General features: G+C 69.2%; 19 protein-coding genes and 1 pseudogene. 1 reads left to right on the top strand and 19 read right to left on the bottom strand.

Features of this window, described 5'->3' with window-relative positions; all coding sequences use genetic code 11:
• Nucleotides 1–5 precede the first annotated feature (5 nt).
• The 16 genes from AB0E96_RS00460 to AB0E96_RS00385 all read right to left on the bottom strand — a co-directional run bounded on the left by AB0E96_RS00460 (nt 6) and on the right by AB0E96_RS00385 (nt 11,216).
• Nucleotides 6–164, bottom strand: a complete 159-nt coding sequence (locus AB0E96_RS00460) for a hypothetical protein (RefSeq protein ID WP_359816827.1) — start codon at nt 162–164, stop codon at nt 6–8.
• 64 nt (nt 165–228) lie between these two features.
• On the bottom strand, nt 229–654 hold the full coding sequence (locus tag AB0E96_RS00455; RefSeq protein WP_359816825.1) for a hypothetical protein: 426 nt from the start codon (nt 652–654) through the stop codon (nt 229–231).
• Nucleotides 655–671: 17 nt separating this feature from the next.
• Nucleotides 672–1,124: a hypothetical protein gene (locus AB0E96_RS00450; RefSeq protein ID WP_359816823.1), complete on the bottom strand. Its 453-nt coding sequence runs from the start codon at nt 1,122–1,124 to the stop codon at nt 672–674.
• A gap of 77 nt (nt 1,125–1,201) precedes the next feature.
• Complete coding sequence (locus AB0E96_RS00445) at nt 1,202–1,510, bottom strand: hypothetical protein (RefSeq protein WP_359816822.1); 309 nt, start codon at nt 1,508–1,510, stop codon at nt 1,202–1,204.
• Complete coding sequence (locus AB0E96_RS00440; RefSeq protein WP_359816821.1) at nt 1,503–2,336, bottom strand: hypothetical protein; 834 nt, start codon at nt 2,334–2,336, stop codon at nt 1,503–1,505. The genes AB0E96_RS00445 and AB0E96_RS00440 overlap by 8 nt, the downstream gene beginning before the upstream one ends.
• A gap of 45 nt (nt 2,337–2,381) precedes the next feature.
• Nucleotides 2,382–2,786: a hypothetical protein gene (locus AB0E96_RS00435; protein WP_359816819.1), complete on the bottom strand. Its 405-nt coding sequence runs from the start codon at nt 2,784–2,786 to the stop codon at nt 2,382–2,384.
• A 91-nt stretch (nt 2,787–2,877) separates the two neighbouring features.
• Complete coding sequence (locus AB0E96_RS00430; RefSeq protein WP_359816817.1) at nt 2,878–3,267, bottom strand: hypothetical protein; 390 nt, start codon at nt 3,265–3,267, stop codon at nt 2,878–2,880.
• 92 nt (nt 3,268–3,359) lie between these two features.
• A complete protein-coding gene (locus tag AB0E96_RS00425; protein WP_359816815.1) occupies nt 3,360–4,262 on the bottom strand; it encodes a hypothetical protein in 903 nt (300 codons plus the stop codon).
• Nucleotides 4,263–4,310: 48 nt separating this feature from the next.
• On the bottom strand, nt 4,311–5,450 hold the full coding sequence (locus tag AB0E96_RS00420) for a hypothetical protein (RefSeq protein ID WP_359816813.1): 1,140 nt from the start codon (nt 5,448–5,450) through the stop codon (nt 4,311–4,313).
• A gap of 175 nt (nt 5,451–5,625) precedes the next feature.
• Nucleotides 5,626–6,723 carry an AAA family ATPase gene (locus tag AB0E96_RS00415; protein ID WP_359816811.1) on the bottom strand — a complete coding sequence of 366 codons (1,098 nt, stop codon included), beginning with the start codon at nt 6,721–6,723 and terminating at the stop codon, nt 5,626–5,628.
• Between the two features lie 36 nt (nt 6,724–6,759).
• On the bottom strand, nt 6,760–7,122 hold the full coding sequence (locus AB0E96_RS00410; RefSeq protein WP_359816809.1) for a hypothetical protein: 363 nt from the start codon (nt 7,120–7,122) through the stop codon (nt 6,760–6,762).
• Between the two features lie 231 nt (nt 7,123–7,353).
• Nucleotides 7,354–7,935: a hypothetical protein gene (locus AB0E96_RS00405; RefSeq protein ID WP_359816808.1), complete on the bottom strand. Its 582-nt coding sequence runs from the start codon at nt 7,933–7,935 to the stop codon at nt 7,354–7,356.
• 236 nt (nt 7,936–8,171) lie between these two features.
• Complete coding sequence (locus tag AB0E96_RS00400; protein WP_359816806.1) at nt 8,172–8,423, bottom strand: hypothetical protein; 252 nt, start codon at nt 8,421–8,423, stop codon at nt 8,172–8,174.
• Between the two features lie 29 nt (nt 8,424–8,452).
• Complete coding sequence (locus AB0E96_RS00395) at nt 8,453–9,307, bottom strand: peptidoglycan-binding protein (RefSeq protein WP_359816805.1); 855 nt, start codon at nt 9,305–9,307, stop codon at nt 8,453–8,455.
• Nucleotides 9,308–9,364: 57 nt separating this feature from the next.
• Entirely contained in the window at nt 9,365–9,724 is a 360-nt protein-coding gene (locus AB0E96_RS00390) for a hypothetical protein (protein WP_359816803.1), read from the bottom strand.
• A 142-nt stretch (nt 9,725–9,866) separates the two neighbouring features.
• Nucleotides 9,867–11,216, bottom strand: coding sequence for a HAMP domain-containing sensor histidine kinase (locus AB0E96_RS00385; RefSeq protein ID WP_359816801.1), 1,350 nt, complete (start codon nt 11,214–11,216; stop codon nt 9,867–9,869).
• Nucleotides 11,217–11,930: 714 nt separating this feature from the next.
• Here AB0E96_RS00385 and AB0E96_RS00380 point away from each other — a divergent pair.
• Nucleotides 11,931–12,026, top strand: a pseudogene (locus tag AB0E96_RS00380) (IS5/IS1182 family transposase); the annotation flags it as partial.
• A gap of 1,000 nt (nt 12,027–13,026) precedes the next feature.
• Here AB0E96_RS00380 and AB0E96_RS00375 read toward each other — a convergent pair.
• From AB0E96_RS00375 to AB0E96_RS00365, 3 genes are read right to left on the bottom strand one after another with little or no spacing between them, the layout of a single operon-like run.
• The gene (locus AB0E96_RS00375) at nt 13,027–15,039 is read right to left on the bottom strand and encodes a hypothetical protein (protein ID WP_359816799.1); all 2,013 of its coding nucleotides are present in this window, start codon (nt 15,037–15,039) and stop codon (nt 13,027–13,029) included.
• A gap of 3 nt (nt 15,040–15,042) precedes the next feature.
• Nucleotides 15,043–16,137: a hypothetical protein gene (locus tag AB0E96_RS00370; protein WP_359816797.1), complete on the bottom strand. Its 1,095-nt coding sequence runs from the start codon at nt 16,135–16,137 to the stop codon at nt 15,043–15,045.
• Complete coding sequence (locus AB0E96_RS00365; protein ID WP_359816796.1) at nt 16,137–17,063, bottom strand: hypothetical protein; 927 nt, start codon at nt 17,061–17,063, stop codon at nt 16,137–16,139. The genes AB0E96_RS00370 and AB0E96_RS00365 overlap by 1 nt, the downstream gene beginning before the upstream one ends.
• Nucleotides 17,064–17,088 lie beyond the last annotated feature (25 nt).

Genomic DNA, 17,088 nt, shown 5'->3' with positions numbered 1-17,088 from the left:
TCCTTTCAGTTCTCGGAGTCGTCGGCCGCGGGTCGGGTGGGCGGGCAGGTCGGTTCGGGGCTGTGGTCGCCGGGGTGCCCGGGGTAGGTCTTGATCGCGAGATGCCAGTGGTTGGCGGCGTGGCGCACGTCGGGCGGAGACGGGGTGTTCTCTGGGGTGGGCATGTGGAGGTCCAAGAGGTGATGTCGGGCTTATAGCTGATGGCCCATACAAGTTGAGGGGAGGTGCTCAGGTCCGGCGGGCAATGCCGTCGTGGCCGGCGGCGAGGCGCAGGAAGGCGATCCAGCGCACCCAGGCGGGGTATCCGTCGTCGGGGTCTTCGACGGCAAGCCGGACCTCGGCGGGCGCGGCGTCGTAGGTGGCGAGGGCCGCGGTGATCTCGGCGGCGCTGATGCGCCACCGGCCGGGGCGGGTCAGCTTGCTGTCGGGGATGCCGGCGGGGTTCGGGTCGGTGCTGCCCGGGTCTTCCTGGAAGAGGCGGAGGGATTCCGGTCCGTCGAGGTCGGGCCACAGCAGCGGCTGGTAGTCGGTGAGCATCGCGAACCTGCGCATGGTCTCGCGCAGGACGTTCAGCCCGAGGGCGCTGGTGTCGAAGCGGCAGTCCTGGCCGTCGGTGGCACCGGTGGACCGGGTGAGGCGGAAGCGCACTGTCATGGCGGGGGCCTTCGGGTTCAGTTGGAGCGCAGGCCGGCGTGGTCGCCGGCCGTGTGGAGGAAGTCGATCCAGGGGTCCCATTCATCGATGAGGGCGCTGACGGCGGCTCGCTCGTCGTGGGGGGCTCGCTGGTGGGCGGCTAGGGCTGCGGTGATCTCGGCGGGGGCGATCAGCCAGTTCTCGCCGGTGGCGAGCTTGTGTCGGGGGATGCCGGCCGGGTTGGGGATGCTGGCCGTCAAGACTCCGTGGAGCGTCGCTGCGGCGGCGTCCTGTGGGTGTGCGGGCAGGAACTCGCCGGTGAGGGCGAGGGCGTTGTCGTGGGCGCTGGCGGCGAGGTTGAACATCTGGCCGTGCAGGTCCTGGATCATGCCGAGACGATCCATGGCGCGCACGACGCGGGCGTGGGTGAAGTGGTCCAGGAAGTAGGTGACGGTGGGGTCGGACAGTTCGAGCTGGTAGGCCCTGCCCATGGTGGTCTCCGTAGAGGTGAGGTCGGGTGATGGGTCCCCGAGCCCGGTGTCGGGCCGAGCCCGGGGCGGTGTGGTGTTCAGGGGCGCTTGCGGGCGCGGAAGGCGGTGTGGGCTGCCCAGAGGGACAAGGTGAAGGCGGCGGCGCTCAGGGCGAGGGAGAGGGCCTTGATGGTGGTCACGGGCTGCCGTGCTCCCGGCTTGTCGGTGGTGTAGGCGGTCGTCGTGGTGGTGAGGTCGGCGTGTCCGAGGTGAGCGGCGCACCCTCTCCTCGGGCCCGCGGGGGACAAGATGGGCGGGACGGGCGGGCTCGCCCAGAACAGCTCGGTGAAGTCCAGGGGCAGCGCGGGGCCGTCGTCGTGCGGCTGGTCGTCGCTGGGGTCAGCCATGGGCATTGGCCGTCCGCGCGGGGCACTGCGGCGCGGTGAAGAGCCGGCGGCTGGCCAGGTAGACGCCGTGCGCGTCGCCGATCTTGATGCCGTCCGCGATCTGCTGGCCGAGCTGGTCCTCTTCCTCCCGGGTCTGCGGGTGAGTGAAGCGGCAGACGCACGGGCCATGGGTGGCCTTGCTGCTGTAGGCGAGTTCGGCAAGGGCCACCTGGACGACCCGGGTGCGGTCGCGGTCGGCCAGCACGTAGCGCGGCCAGTTGGGGCTCAGGTGCTGCTGGGTGAAGCTGGCGGGCAGGCTTTGTGCGACCGCCCAGGCGTATCGGGCGGCTTCCCGGCTTGCCATCGAGAAGACCTTCCGGATCTCGTAGGTGGCGCGGCCGTGGTCGTGGATCGTGGTGACGGTGACGACGACGGGGTGGACGTCGAGGACGGTCAGCAGGGCTAGTCCTCGCGCACCGAGGTAGGTGTCGATGGCGACCAGGAGCGGGGAAAGGAGTGCGCCGTTGAGGAAGTCGGGCCCGTCCGGGGTGGAGTCGTACACGGTGTCGCGGACGGTCGGGTTGTCGCCGCTGCCCCTGATCACCCGCCAGGCGATGGCGGCGTCGATGTCGTCGGGGAGGTCTCCGACCTCGTCGCCGGTGTCGATTCGCAGGTAGCCGCCGTCGGGCAGTTCGGCGGTGATCGCCTCGGTGTCGCCGTCGAAGGTGATGTCGGTGACGAAGTCGCGGCGACGCAACGCGGAGATCAGGGGCCCGAAGGCCTTGTAGCGGGCCTGCCAGTCGGGGTCCGTGACGCGGGGGTGGGTGGGCAGTGGTGCGAAGGTCATCAGGGGCTCCAAGAGGTCGTTGTCGGGTGGCCTGTCGGCCGTAGGTCAGGTGAGGCGCAGCAGGCGGGTCAGGAGGCCGCGTCGTCGGGTGCGGGTGGGCTTCGGGGAGGGTGGGGGCGGCAGGTAGCGGGCGATGGCGCCGAGGACGGGGCTGGGGTTGACGCCGAGGCGGTGGTGGTCGCCGAGGAGGGTGGAGTCGTAGATGACGGCTCGCTGGCCGGTGGGGAGGGTTCGGGTGATCTGCCAGCCGGTGGCGCCGCTGGGCTTGCGGGCGGCGGCTCCTCCGACTCCGTCGTCGGTGACGGCCAGGAGGGCGCCGTCGGGCAGGTGAAGGTGCAGGCTGGCGTGCCGGCTGTTGGCAGCGAGGTGGAAGGGGATGCCGTACTGGCGGGCGAGGTCGGTGATCGGCTGGTAGGTGTCGGCGAGGGTGGGGGTGTCGAGCGGTGACACGGCTCCTCCATTCATGATGCGGAACTCTTGCATGATTTCCCATACAAGTTTGGGGCGGCCGGGGGCGCAAACCCCCGGCCGCTGGGGGAGATTAGGCGGCGCGCTCGGCGGAGTGCCGGTCGGACCAGGCGGTGAGCGTGGCGGCCATCGCGCGGAGTTGGGCGGCGAGGCGCCGGGCGTTTCGGGTGTCGAACTGGTTGGGTTCGGCGGGCAGTTCGTGGCGGCGGTGGCCGAGGAAGTCGAGGAAGTCGTCGACGCGGCTGGACAGTTCGGCGGCGGGGGCGTCGGCGGCGTCCCGGTCGGGGGCGGCGTTGACGCTCTGGGCGAGGGTGGCGATCTGGTCGAGGTCGTGGTCGACCTCTTCGCTCTCGGCGCGCTCGGTGGCGATGGCGCGGACGAGCGGGTCGAGGATGTTGGAGTAGTCGAAGGCGCAGGTGGGACGCCCCTGGTTGTCCTTGACGGCGATGAGCGCGGGCAGCATTTCGATTCCCTTCGTCGGGGGACCTCCCCCCTCTTCATGTTTAAATTCTATACTCATTCAATGGGGGGGCACAACTCCCGCCAGCCAGTTACCTATTCGTGATATTTGGTGCGTTCGCGCGCGGCCCGGACCGCCTCGAACGCCTCCCGCTTCGCCGACTGCGCCGCCTCCGAGCCGACCTCCGCCTGTTCTCGCCGTACCTGCGCGTCCCTCCGGAAACCCTCCAACCACTCCTGCTCCCGCCGCCTCTGCGCCGCCGTGCGGTCCCGCTCCTCGGCCTGCCGCTGCGCCCGGGCGCTGGTCCCGCAGGCCCGGCAGTTCTCCGCAACCTTCCGGTGCCGCGAGCACGGCCGCGCCTTCGACCCCTCCGCGTCCGCCGGCTCCCCCGCGGCGCCAGCCGTGGGGGGTAGGGGGGTAGGTAGGACGTAGGTAGGAGAAGGAAAGGAAGGGGTTCCCCCCGGGGAACCTGGTGGGTTCCCTTCGGGCGACGCGCTGGGTTGCCCCGGGGAGACCTTCACCCCCGGCGAAGGTGGGTTCCCCTCGGGCAACCCACGGCGCTCGGCCGCCCGAAGCTCTCGCTCCTCCACGTCGCGGGACGTACGCGCCGGGGCGGCCGGGGCCGCACGCTGGGTCCGGGGCCGCGCCAGGCGAGGGTTCCGCGGCGCGGCGACCGCCGCACGCTGACGCTCGCGCAGCTCCTCCCGATCCGGGGTCCGCGGCACCCCGGCCGGGAACACCCGGTAGACCGCGGCACGACCGGGTTTGCCGACCTCCACGCGCTCCACCAGCCCCTTCGCCACCAACGCCGTGACCAGGGTGATCGTGCGCTTCTGCGACACGCCGGTCCACGCCGCCATGCGGTGCATGCCCGGACTCGACAGGCGGCTCTCGTCGTCCGCGCTGTCGCAGATCTTCATCAACGCGAGCTTCTCGGTCGGGTTTCCGATCACCTCCGGCGGCAGGTATGCGGCGGCGACCATGAGTTGTATCGACATGCGGGACTCCCCCTCGGCTGCACGGTGTGAACTGGTGCTGCACCGCGTTCACTTGGGGGCCGCCTTGACCTCGATCCGGCGGGCGCCCTTCTTGACGACCCTGCGCGTGGGCACCGCGATGCCGGCGGTCACGAGGGCCTTCACCATGCGGTCCGCGTCGGGGACCATCGGTATCGGCGCCTGGAGGTCGTCGAACAGCTCGATCATGGCGCGCACGTCCGGCTCGTCCACCTCCTTGTCCTCGCCCCGCCACGCCAGGACGTTGCGCCCGTACGTCCCCGCTTCGGTGCCGTCGACGGCCTTGCGCACGAACTTCTTGACCCGGTCGGCCTCCGCCCAGTCCTTGTGCGCGTGGGCGTAGTCCGCCAGGTGCACCGCCACGTCCTCGCGGTTGTGCACGATGTTGGCCTGTACCGGCCGCCCGGGCGCCGGCACGCCCCAACAGGCCGTCGCGAACGGGCAGTAGTCGCACACGGTGTCGATGCCGGGCCCGTAGAACGAGCGGGGGGCCTGCTCCGGGTGCTCGGTCTCGGTGATCCGCTCCAGCCACCACGCCGCCTCTTCGGCGATCTCCGGGTCGTAGGGGAACTCCTGGATGAACTCCTCGCCGGAGTCGCGGGAGATGAACCGCATCCGGATCCGCTGGATGTCGATCGGGCCGAGCCTGGCCAGGACCCGCTGGCCGTCCACGTCGGCGAAACCGCCGGTGCGCAGCAGCCGCACATACGTCATGACCTGCCGAAGCTCTCCGGCGGTCGCGCCGTAGCGCCGCACCTCGTCCCAGCGGTAGATCGTGCGGGTCTTGATGTCCTCCACGGTGCTCACGTCCGCGGCGACCTTGGGACGAAGGCGGCGCGGAAGCCGGCGGGCGGTGGCCCGGTCGAGCTGGACGATGTCGATACTGCCGCGGATCGTCGCGTCGGCGACCCGCTTCTCGGTGATCCAGCCGAACTCGCGGCGGGCGGCGGTGGTCAGGCCTTCGTGGATGTAGGTGCCGAGCATCGCGGCCGGGCTGACGACGTGGTCGGTCGGCTCCCAGCCGTGGTGGATGTACGCTGCGCGACGCTCGCATACGAGGTCGGACGCGCCGAGCTGGCGCTGCCGGGAACGCGGTCGGGCCTGGTCGACGGCGTCGGCCGCGACCCAGATGGACGGCGACTCCGGTAGCTCGAGGACGGGGGTGGACATGGGTGTACTGCTCCAAGAGGTCGTGACGGCACGGAGGCCCGCGAGGGCCAGGGCCGCCCGCATGCGGGCAGGCCGAGGGGCCAGCGCGGCTGCGGTGTACGGCATGCCGGCCGGGGTACGGTGCGCGTGGTGAGGGCGGGGCCGGGCTCCTGGCGAGGAAGCCCGGCCCCGTCGGTCAGGCCGCGGCTGGGGTCTCGCCAGCGATTTCGGCGTCGGCCTCGGCCTGCTGCGCCTCGGCGGCGGCACGCAGGCGGGCGGCGTCGCTCTCCGGGACGTCGTCGATGCCACCCTTCGGGGCGGCGAGCTCGGCGGCACGTGCCTTGACCGCCCCTCGGACGGTGTGCCACTCCATCTCGGACAGACCGGTCTTCGACCCGGCATCCAGCTCGTCCCACAGCTTCAGGCAGGCTTCGCGGTCGGCGGCGGCGGAGATGCGCTCCATCCACGGCCCGGTGCGGTCGCCAACGAGTACGGGCATCTGTCGGGGCTGGCTGGCGGTTGAGCAGCCGAGCAGGTCGAACACCAGCCGCTCGATGGTGAAGTCGGGCAGCTGCATGGGCTTGCCGCTCTCGACGCGGAACTTGAGGGTGCGAGCCTTGACGAGCTCAGGGGTCTGGTCGCGCCGCATCCGCACCCACGTAGTGACGTCGAAGCCGAGGTCCTTCTGCGCACCGACCTTCCACTCGCGCACGGGGCGGCGCCGGTCGTCCAGCAAGGGCTGGCCGTCCTCGTTCGTCGCCGAGATCTCCTTGCCTCTGGCGAGCATGATCGCTATTCCGGGGAACGTCTGCATGGCGCGGACGACCCTCTCCCAGCGGTTGACGGAGTCGTTCCACAGGTTGCGGGTGACGTCGATGTTCGCGTCGGGGTCGTCACGCAGCTTGTCCCGGTTGCGCTTGGAGCGGCGAGCCCGGGCGTGGGCCCAGTCGGACAGCATCCGCCACAGGGCGGTGCCGGAGTCGACGATGAGGACGACCGGGGGCTCGCCGGCTGCGGCGGCCCGACGGGCTTCCTCCTTGACGGCCTCGACCTGCTCGGCGATGTCCACATAGGTGCCGTCATGGTCGATCACCTCGAACCTGGCGCCCGGGATCGCCCCGTATTCGTCGGCGGATCCCTCGGACAGGTCGAGGACGTAGCACCTGCCGACACGTTCGGACTTCGTGAACTCGACGGCCGTGTAGGACTTTCCGGCGCCTTCCTCGCCTTCCAGCAAGATGAAGGGGAAGGGGATTACGCAGGTGGGCTTTCGGGACTTGATCTTCGGTGGCACGGGTGGTTCTCCAAGAGGTCATGACAGTGCGGTGCTTCAGTCCGTACGCAGGGCACGGACTTCGATGCGCGGTGCCCACTCGGGGTGAAGCTCGATGAGAAGGCGGGCGTAGCGCGACCTGAAGTCGTTGTTCAGTCGGAAGTCGCCGGAGCCGAGGGTGGCGCGGCCGTAGGAGTAGCGGACGAGTTCGAAGAGCATGCCGAGACTGATCGTGGCGAAGCGCGCGTCGATGCACTCCGCGGTGATCCGCTCCAGCTCGACGAGGACCCACGGGTTGGCCCCGTGGAACTGCTCGAATCGTTCCTGGATCGTCCCCGCGCGGGGCGTCCCGGCTGTGGGTACGACAATGCGGCGGACGGTTTCCAGGCCAGGAAGGTGGTCCTGAGTGACAGCGGACACGGCGCTCTCTCCCCTCAACTTGATGGGGATATTAAGCAAGAGCACCCATACAAGTCGAATCCCCGGCCACCCCTCTCCACAGAGGGGGCGACCGGGCGCCTTCTACTGCGGCGCCACACGACGGCGAGCACATACCCACGAGTGAGCCCCATTCACAGGGGGTGAGCCCTTCACTCACCCTCTTGTTTAAATTTTATACTCACTCGTGAGGGGGGTCAACTGGGTTCACCCCTACTTCGCGGCCCCCCTCCTCAGGATCTCCGATCCGGGGCCGTCATACCGTCCGCTCTGGAGCGCCTCCACGACCTCCCGATTGATCACGGGCGTCCGGCTCTTGAGCTTGGAGAAACGGGTCGTGGTCTCCAGCGTGTCGAGGGCACTGCTCAGCAGCCACAGTGGCGAACCCGACAGGCGCCAGTCCGGCGCCGGGAAACGGTCGTCCCTGATCGCGGCTTCCAGCCGAGGCAGGAAGCTGCTGGGATCCTCATCGATCATGGCGACGATCTCGTGCTGGCCGACAATCGGCGGCAGGTCGCCGCGGTGCACCGTCAGCGCGGACACGAGACCACGTCCAGGGGACTGCTCCTCCACCAGCTGCTCAACGACCGCCATGTTCGGCTCCTTCGGGCGCTTGAACCGCTCGCCCTGGGCAACCGCGAAGCCCAACGTCCAGTAGGCCCGGCCGCTGATGATCACTGCCTCGCTGTAGTCCAGCTGGTTGCGCTGAATCCACTGCGCAACGTTGCGGGCTGTCCCGCCGTAGATCGCGCTGAACTCCTGCTGGCCGACGAGCACCGGCTTCTTGTCACTCACTTCGCCACTCCCTGCCGACATGAAAAGTGAGTATTCAGCCTATGCCCAGGCTGTGAAAGATCCGCTATCGAGGCCCGGTGCTAGAGTGGAGAATCCAAGAGGTCGGGCCCCCATTCCATTCGGAACGGGGGCCCAACTCGTTCTTCGGCGGCGCCTTCCGGAAGCTCCAGCTGGCCGGTCCGGCGACACCGCCGGCGCGCGCCGGGTGCGCGGCAGCAGGCGCCGCACCGTCACCCCTACTGCGGCACCGCGGTCTTCCCCTCCGGATAGGCCGGGGGCTTGGCGTAGCCGAGCAGCCAGCCCCACCGGGGCGACAGGTAGTGCTCCGCCGCCCGGAACACCGCGTAGTAGACGAAGGACACCAGCGGCACGAGGACGCCGGCGAGCGCGGTGGCATCGAGGTCGAGACCGTATCGGGCGGCGGCGGCCACCAGCCAGCCCACCAGGGCGGGCACGCCGGTGCGCAGCAGGGACAGGTACAGGTTCACCGGGCTCCTCTCGGGTGCGGGGGTGTCGGTCAGGACCACAGTCGACTCCAGGTGGACGGGCCGGGCAGGCCGTCCGCGTCGCCGCCGGACCAGCCCTGCGCACGCTGGAACGCGGCCACGTTCGCCCGGTCGGCCTCCCCCCAGGAACGCGACGGGCCGACCTTGTAGGCGCCGCCGAAGCCCCTGCGCACGAGCTGCTGCCCGAGGGCGAGGATCGAGTCGTTCACCTTGCCGGGCCCGAAGGCGTCCCGGCCCGGGAACGGCGGCGGGCCGGACGGCTGCGGGGCGGGCCCGTTGCCGAGACGGGCGGCAACGCGGGCGCGGAAGTCGCCCATGTCGATGCCGCGCGGGTCCGGCTTGCCCGGCTGCCACTCCTTGTGGCCGATGACGGACCGCTCGGACCAGCCGTGCGCCCGGCACACCGCGGCGGCGGCCCGCACCATCGCCTCGACCTGCCCGCCCGGCCAGCCCTCGGCCCCCGTCCCGCTGTTGACGCACTCGAAGCCATAGAAGCGCGAGTTGCCGTCGGTGTTGGCCTGGTCGGCCGGAGGCAGGGCCCGCTCGGCGATGACGGCCTGCAGAACGTCCCCGTCGCCCGCGCCGGCGTGGTTGGTCCGGCCGTAGCCGACCAGGTGCACGCCGCCGTCGCGGTCGATGACGCCGTGGCACAGCGGGCCCGGCAGGCCGTCGTAGCCGTCGCGGCAGATCTGCACGGAGCTGTCGGTGCCGGAGGTGGCGGTGTGGTGGATCACGATGCCGTGCACCGGACCCCACGCGCCCTTGTGGTTGCGGTTGTGTGCGCGCCAGTCACCGACTTCGGTGACGGAAAGCCCCTCGCCGCGAAGGGCGTTGAGGAAGGCGTCGGCGCTCAGAGGCGTTGCCAAGATGGTTCGCGTTTCTCCCCCGCGCACCAGGTGGTGGTGTAGCTCGGCGCCAGCTGCCTACGCGCGTGCGCCCTTGGAGAGCAGCCACAGCTGCACGGCCGCGACGACAAGCGGTGCGAAGAACGCGCCGATCAGCCACCGCCGGTTGGCGACCGCCGCCGCCTCGGCCGCTTCCCGGGCGCGTGCTTCCGCCGCGAGATCTCGTTCGATGACGACGAGCCGTTGGTCGACCAGCCGCTGATCGGCGACGTACACGTCCTTCGTCACGGCCTGCTCTATCCGGCCCGCGAGAACCTGAAGGTCGGTCCTCAGATTCTCACGGAGCCCGGCGATGCCGTCCCGCTGGTCCGCGCGGAGCTGGAGCAGAGCGCGCTGAAGTTCCCCCAGCGTGGGTTCTGCGGTCGGCGGAACGCTCAACAACAACTCCGAACAGGCGTTCCCCGCACCGGAAACCATCGTACGGCCTGCCGGGCAAGAGCCGGAATCCCGACAGTAACCTGACCGCCACCACCTCTTTGCGTGAAAACCCGAGCTCGGTGCCGCACCGGCGGCGTCATCGTCATTCCGCAGCGGCCGGCGGCGCTGGTGGCAGCGTAGGGGCGCCTGGCATATATATGGTCGCCAAGGTTCCACTGACACCGTCCAGTTCAGGGTTGACAGTTGCCAGGGTTACCTCCCCGCCGGACATGCGGACCGCCTGCGCGACGATTGCCAGGCCGAGGCCGGATCCGGGCATTTGCCGGGCCGAGGGTGAACGCCAGAAGCGATCAAAGACGTGCGGCAACTCCTCTGCGGCGATTCCGGGACCTTGATCACGCACACTGAGGACGCCGGAGTCGAGTTTGATATCGATTCGCCCATTTGGCGGGCTGAATTTAACTGCATTATCGAGAATATTGATTATGGCGCGCTCCACCCCGCGCGGGTCCGCCCTGGAATACCAATTATTCAGATCGATGCTAAATTCGAGCCCGGGACCACGCAGCCTAGCTCGGTCCACGGCGCGCTCGGCGATTTCGTGCAGCGCAACGATGGGAAGCGATCTTGAGTCCCGCACCTCATCCGGGCGCGAGAGTTCCAACAAGTCCCCGATAAGGGCAGAAAGCTCGGCCATCTGCGCTTTCATGCTGCCAAGCACCTTCTTCCGGGTCACCTCCGGCAAGGGGCGGCCGACTTCCTCACTCCGGATCAGTAGATCAACATTGGTGCGTACAGACGTCAACGGAGTACGTAGTTCATGGCCTGCATCGGCAATAAGTCGAGACTGGCTTTCGCGGGAGCTCGCCAGAGCGGTACTCATAGCGTTGAACGCCTCACTGAACCTTGAGATTTCGTCGTTTCCGGATACCTCGATGGTCATGCCCGGCTCTTGAGTCCGGGCGATGTGTTGAGCCGCCCGGGTGAGGTGATCGACTGGACGAATAGCCGTACGGGCGATCCAGAGAGCACCTGCAGTTGAAGCCGCTATGACGACCGCGGCTACGCCGACCATGATTAACGCCAGTTCGGCCAGTGCATCCCGCACGGGTTCCAGCGGCTGGGAGAACGCCACGGCCGCCGTGGTGCTCTCTCCGTCGAACAATACTGGCCCGAAGCTGACGACATATACGCGCACCGGCGTACCATCGATAGTCCGGCCGTCCCTGAACAGGATTGCGGCGTGGGGCCCACTCGCCGCACTTCTCGCGATCGGAAGGTCGTCCGGAACCACCGCTACGGCCCGGGGATCATTTGAGGGGCAGGACGAACCGTCGGCGACGACGACCGTGGGGACAGTGCCCCTGGGCATCCAGGATTGCCCAGCAACACCGCGGCACCAGTCATTCATAGCCTTGATCTGCGTAGCGGCGGGTGGTCGCTTGGTGGACGGCCACGACTGCGCCAACGTCTGATCGACCTGGTTGACCATCTCATTGCGCGCGATGAACCACCCGGCCACCGCACAAGCCAGTACTGCTAGCGAGACTGCTGTTGCCGTGAATAAAGCCAGCCGACTGCGTAACGTCATTCGACTTCGCGATCGGCCGACTCCTCGCCCTACCGAACGCGACATACCGTCTTCGCCCGCAGTGATCACGGCTCTTGCCCCCCAGTTCCATAGGTCTCGCTGCCACCTCACGGCGAGGCTCGGCCGACCCCTCCATCGGGTACCAACGTTCCCCACGACGAAGTGCTGCGGGGCCGAAGACCCCGGCGACACGACGGCCAAGAGCCACGATCCGCTGGAATCATGAGACTCCGATGAGAGCGGGCTGAAGCAGTGGACAATGCGGCCTACACTCCTCGCCGCAGAGTAACGCTCCCACCGCTGGCGGAGCGGCCGCCTACCGCTGCTGGGGGCATCTGCGAGCCACCACTCCATGGTCAGTTCGATCGCTAGCGGCCAGCACAGAGGGGAGTCTGTCCCCGCCGGCAGGCTCCTGCCGCCGCTCCTGGGCATCTCAATGCCGCGGTACGCCCCGATGATGGGGCCCCGGCAAGTACGCCACCCTGCCGCAACCCGGCATGGGGCTCGACACCGTGACCTCCAGGCGAGTCCTGCCCGTTCTGCGCACTTCCTCGACGGCTACAACCCACCAGCGCACCAGCAGCGCGGCCAGCCCTGCGATGTTCGAACGCGCGGTGGAAGATCCTGCGCGGCTGCCGACTCAGAGGCGACGGCGTCCACCACGCCATGCTCGGCATCGCCGGACTCCACGACCTCCACCAGGTCGCATAGCCGAGCCCGACAAGAGGTCATCCGATCCATCCCGAGCCATTCAAAATTCAATTACGGGACAGCCCTTAGCGTTGAGCTTTAGACACGATAGCAAGAATTGGCCAACCAGGAGGTGCCGAAGGTCACGTTTGAATTAATTGTCGCGCCAGTCGTCCCGATATGGGATCACGACTCACTGCACATACGGGGCAATATCGACAAAATAGACAATAGGCAGTCCCCCCGAAATGCTGAGATGGTGGTCCGCATACGCCCTTGACCAGAGGGCGAAACCACACAAAGTTTGGGAGCCCAAATGAACAAGGTTCGCTCGTTAGTGGCAGCTGCTGCCGTTGCTGCACCACTCGTCCTGGGGACCGTCATGGCAACGCCCGCTTCTGCGGCAATTACGCCCGCGAACTGTAAGGGTTGGCATGACGACGTCACCATCGGCGTCGCTTGCGTGAACATCCCGAACTACACGGAGTTCCGAGAGGTTGCCGTCTGCAAGAACAACGTATCGGTCGTCGGCGAGTGGGTCCGAATGGGACAGGGTTGGTCCTACGCTTACTGCAGTAGCGTGGGCTCTAGCCTCTCAAGCTTCGTCTGGGTCGACTTTCGGTAAGTTCACCCTCAAGGTCTAGGCCTGATGGCATGGAGGAGGAGGGCTTACCCCCTCCGCTTGTGGCTTGCCATCCAATCCGGGCGTGGGCTTTTCCTGCTCCAGATTGGGTGAATTGCCCTCCCGAAAAGGGGGCGCTTCTGGGCCTATTGCCGGCAGCTGGCTGGGGAACCGATTGAGGCTTCAAGTAGCCGGTTCAGAGAGGTTCTTCCCGTTAACTCGGTCAGCGTCCAGGAAGTCGGCACCTAGACTGCCTCGGGCGCGGGTACGGTGCCATGATCCGATGGCACCGTACCCGCGTTTTCTTTTGAAGGGCCGTTATGTTTCGCAGACATCTCGTATGAACCGTCCCGTCGAACCCGCCTGGTAACGATCCCCTGAGTTCCGTCGACCCAAGCATTAGTCGATGCTGGACCACTCGACGCCGCTGAAGGAGATCCAGCCGCCGAAGCTGCCGGTCTGATTCCAGACCTCCAGGTTACCGTTCGGCTGGAGGAATAGCGTCGCGGTCGAGGGGTTCGAGGCGGCCAGCGTGAAGACTTCGCCGATCTTGGGGCGCAGTGCGGGGTCGTCGATGACGGCGACGACCCCTCCGCCGAAACCTGCCGGTACGGCCGCGATTCCGCGCAGCATCACTGTACCGTCGGGCCTCTTCTTGAGCCCGACCGGGCGCCAGCCGGCGAGCGAGGTGCAGCCGTTCTGGAACGTCGGTGTCGTCCACACCGCCGACTCCACCCTGACCACGCCGCTGGTGACGACGACGTCCCCGCCCTGGACGCGGACTCCGGTGCTGCTCTGCAGCAGCATCCCGCCCGCCAGCGCCCTGACGGTCAGGCCGGTCTTGTCGAGGTAGGTGGCGGCGACCTGGTCGACGAGCTGCACGATGTGCTGGGAGCAGCTGAGCAGCTGGATCGCCGACTTGGCGTTGTCCTGGCGCCGGGCGGTGGCGATGACCGTCGCCTCGACGGAACCCGACGTCGTTCCGGCAGTGGTGGTGACGGAAGCGCCGCCGGACTGCCAGCCGCCGACGGCTTCCAGCGTGGCACGGCCCTGGGGCGCGTATCCGGCGTCCGGGCCGCCCGCGGACAGCACGAGGCGGCTGGTGTGGGCCCCGTCTGGTGTCACCTGCGGGCTGGACAGGGTGCTGCTCGGCGCGCTTCCGTCGGGGGTGTCCTGGACGTTGGCGGTCAGCCGGGCCGGCGCCCGCTCGGCGGAGGCACCCGAGTAGAGAAGGGTGGACGGGGCGGAGGTGCCGTTCACCGGGTCGGTCGGGATCAGTACGACCCGTCGGCCGGTCGTGCCGGTCTGCAGGGTGCCGCCGGTGACGGTGCCGCCGGTGATGGTGACGCCCTTGATGGTCCGGCCGTCGATGGCGTCGGCGGACAGCGCGGCGGCGGTGATCGCCCCTGCGGCGAGCTTGTCGGCCGTGATCGAGTTGGCGGCGAGCTTGTCGGCCGTGACCGACATGGCCTTGAGCTCCCTGCCGGTCACCGAGTCCGCGGCGAGCTTCCCCGCCACCACGGAGTCGGCGGCGAGCTTCGCCGCGGTTACTGAGTTGGAGGCGATCTTCGAGGCGGTGACCGCGCTGGCGGCGAGCTGCCCGGCCGTGACGGCGCCGGCGGCGAGGTTTGCGGTCGTCACGGCCCCTGCGGCGAGTTCACCGGTGCTGATCGCTGCGGCGGCGATCTCCCGTGCGGTGATGGCGTCTGCGGCGATCGTGCCCGGGGTGACCGCGTCGGCGGCGAGCTTCCCCGCGACGACGGCCGCTTCGCCGAGCTTCGCCGCGGTCACGGCGGCGTCGGTGAGGGCCTTCTCGTCGATCGCCCCGGCGGCGACCTTCGCGGCGGTCACGGCGTCGTCGGCGAGCTGGAGTTCACCCACGATGCCGGCCAGGACTTCCTGGGCGACGACCGGGGCGGGCCCGGCGGTCGCGGTGCCGGACGGCGTCGATGCCTTGCCGGAGGTGGTGCGCGCCACCAGGGCGACCCACACCGGCACGGTGGTGGGCACGGTGACGGTGCCGCCCTGCGGGGTGGCGATGGTGGTGACGAGGGTGGCGGGCGACGGCACGAACAGCGCGGTGGTTGAGGCGTGGACCTCGACGTGGGCCAGGTCCAGGGGGCTGACCGCCCCGTCGGCGAAGCCTCCGTTCCAGGTGACGCGGACGCCGCCGAGGGCCGCGGCCGCGGTCGGCGCGCGCGGCACGGGAGGGACGGGCCCGTTGACCGCGGTGATGCCCGCGGTGCCGTCGGGTTGCTGGCCGATGATGGCGCGGAGCCGGCCGCCGGACGTGACGGTGAGGGCGCCGTCGTCGATGCTGCTGTGGGCGAGCCGGGAGGAGCGGGACAGTTCGAGCAGGGCCGTCTCCAGCGTCGCGATGCGCGTCGCGAGGGCGTCCAGGGCGGTGGGCACGGTTCAGGCTCCGGTCGTGTAGGCGCGGTCGAGGCGCAGCGTGGCGGTTTCGGGCTGGTCGCCTTCGGCAGGGCGCAGTGTCCAGCCGGTGATGCGGCACCAGGCGGTGAAGTCGGCCCACTGGTCGTGGAGGGTGACCTGCACGTCGTCGCCGATCCGCCAGGAGCCGATCGGCGCGGCGGGGTGGTCGACGACGGTGATCTCCTCGACGGTGGCGAGCTGCTGGCGGCGGGCTCGTTCGGCGCGGGCGATCTGCGCGAGAGCGGCGGGGTCGGTGACCGAGGGCCGGTCGAGGACGTGTTCGAGACGCAGTCGACCGTCGCGGACCGCGTCCACCGCCCGGACCTTCGCCGAGCCGTCGCCGGCGCCCAGGGCGATGACGACCTGCGCGTAGTCGTCGGCGCTGCTGGTGATCGGCTCGGGCTCGATGACGTTGACGCCGGAAGCGAAGTGCAGGTCGGTGCGGCGCGTGCCCAGGCGGGGCCAGGCGACAAGGATGCGCCGTCCGGGCCGTTCCCCTTCCCAGGCGACGGTCTCCGTCCACTCCGGGCCGCCGTCGAGGGCAGTGGCGTCCCGGATCACCCCGGACAGGGCCGGGGCTTCCCACTCCTTGGTGGTGTAGGGGTGTTCGGCGTCGCCCAGGCGGGCGGGGCAGCCGCCGGGCGGGAGGTCGACGCGCACGCCCAGGTCGCCGTCGGGCTGCTCCTGGAGGTAGGCCCAGGTGTCGGCGATGACCTGGCACGGGTCGGCGCCGGTGTAGGGGCCGCGGCCACCGAGGTTGCCGTGCAGGTCGTGCCGCCGGGTCGGGTAGGCACCGAACCCGGCGGCCTCCAGCTGGAGGGCAGGGCCCTCGGGCTTCGCCGACCAGATCTGGCCGCCCCATACGAGTTGCTGGTCGCGCACCGCCCACGCCAGCACGGTGCCGGCCTCCGCCTGCGCGGGTGCCAGGTGCGCGAACCGGGGGTCGAGGGTGGCGCGCAACTGGCCGGGCCCGTTGCGTTCGTAGCCGAACGCGACGCCGGACAGCGGCAGGTCCCACGCGAGGACCTCGCCCGTGAGGGCGTGGGTCGTGAAGTACCGGTACACGGCTCCGGGCATCAGTAGGTGCTCTCCACGAAGTCGACGGCGGCGTGCATCACTGTCGTCCCTGTGAGGGCCACGTTGCCGCTCGTGTCGAGCCGGATGGCCTGGACGGCGAGGGACTGCGTGGTGCCGCGCTGGTCTTCCCGGAACCGGTAGCGGTCCACGATGGTGATGGACTCCCGCGACACCACCGTCAGGGCGTCGGTGTCGAGATAGGAATCCGAACCCGGGCCGCCGCCGAGCACGTTCCGGAAGCCGACATTCACCGATCCTGCTACGCGCAGGCCGTGGAGGCTGGTGGTGACAGATGCTTCCGTGGCCCAGGACGGGATGTCGATGTCGACCTTCGCACCGGCGGACGCCGGCCAGTCCTGCCAGGTCGCCATCCCGGGGACCGAGGAGTCGTCGAACCCGAGGACGGTGCGGACCTGGTGCTGCTGGCGGGGGTTGGCGATCCGGCGCAGGTCGGTGATCATCGCGTCGGTGATCGTCTGGCAGTTCGGCGGCTGGGTGATCCTGGCCAGCGGAATCGCGGTCATGCCGGGCGGCGGCGCGTCGGTGTTCTTCGAGACGCCGGGGATGACGTGGAAGTAGCCGACCTCGTCCTTCGCGGGGTCCCGCGAGCCCTCGTACTCGGGGTCTTCGACTCGCAGGCACAGAAGGTCGGTTCGGCCGGTGGCGCCGGTCGGGGCGATCGGCACGAGGTGGTCGCCGGTGTTGGCCTGCGTGTAGGAGCCCTGGCCCCAGGTCGCGCCCGCGATGATCGCGGAGCCGTTGCCGACGCGCACGCCGGGCCCGGGGGTGGTGGTGGAGCGGACCTTGAGGTCGCCGCCCAGGGTGATGCCCTGGGAGCCGTTGGACAGGTCCTTCACCATCATGCGAAGTGCGCGTGCCGGGTGGGTGCCGCCCGTGATCATCAGGGGCGGCTGGATGAGCGTCATTGCGTGGTCTGCTTCCGTGCGAGGG

This window comes from Kitasatospora sp. NPDC036755 (genome assembly GCF_040636595.1).
Classification (GTDB): Bacteria; Actinomycetota; Actinomycetes; order Streptomycetales; family Streptomycetaceae; genus Kitasatospora.
This window is presented reverse-complemented; position numbering and strand designations above follow the sequence as displayed.

What these genes read in the sequence shown, in the direction of transcription:
- AB0E96_RS00460 (WP_359816827.1), bottom strand. Translation starts at nt 164, where the DNA reads ATGCCCACCCCAGAGAACACCCCGTCTCCGCCCGACGTGCGCCACGCC.
- AB0E96_RS00455 (WP_359816825.1), bottom strand. Translation starts at nt 654, where the DNA reads ATGACAGTGCGCTTCCGCCTCACCCGGTCCACCGGTGCCACCGACGGC.
- AB0E96_RS00450 (WP_359816823.1), bottom strand. Translation starts at nt 1,124, where the DNA reads ATGGGCAGGGCCTACCAGCTCGAACTGTCCGACCCCACCGTCACCTAC.
- AB0E96_RS00445 (WP_359816822.1), bottom strand. Translation starts at nt 1,510, where the DNA reads ATGGCTGACCCCAGCGACGACCAGCCGCACGACGACGGCCCCGCGCTG.
- AB0E96_RS00440 (WP_359816821.1), bottom strand. Translation starts at nt 2,336, where the DNA reads ATGACCTTCGCACCACTGCCCACCCACCCCCGCGTCACGGACCCCGAC.
- AB0E96_RS00430 (WP_359816817.1), bottom strand. Translation starts at nt 3,267, where the DNA reads ATGCTGCCCGCGCTCATCGCCGTCAAGGACAACCAGGGGCGTCCCACC.
- AB0E96_RS00425 (WP_359816815.1), bottom strand. Translation starts at nt 4,262, where the DNA reads ATGTCGATACAACTCATGGTCGCCGCCGCATACCTGCCGCCGGAGGTG.
- AB0E96_RS00420 (WP_359816813.1), bottom strand. Translation starts at nt 5,450, where the DNA reads ATGTCCACCCCCGTCCTCGAGCTACCGGAGTCGCCGTCCATCTGGGTC.
- AB0E96_RS00385 (WP_359816801.1), bottom strand. Translation starts at nt 11,216, where the DNA reads ATGGTCAACCAGGTCGATCAGACGTTGGCGCAGTCGTGGCCGTCCACC.
- AB0E96_RS00370 (WP_359816797.1), bottom strand. Translation starts at nt 16,137, where the DNA reads ATGCCCGGAGCCGTGTACCGGTACTTCACGACCCACGCCCTCACGGGC.
- AB0E96_RS00365 (WP_359816796.1), bottom strand. Translation starts at nt 17,063, where the DNA reads ATGACGCTCATCCAGCCGCCCCTGATGATCACGGGCGGCACCCACCCG.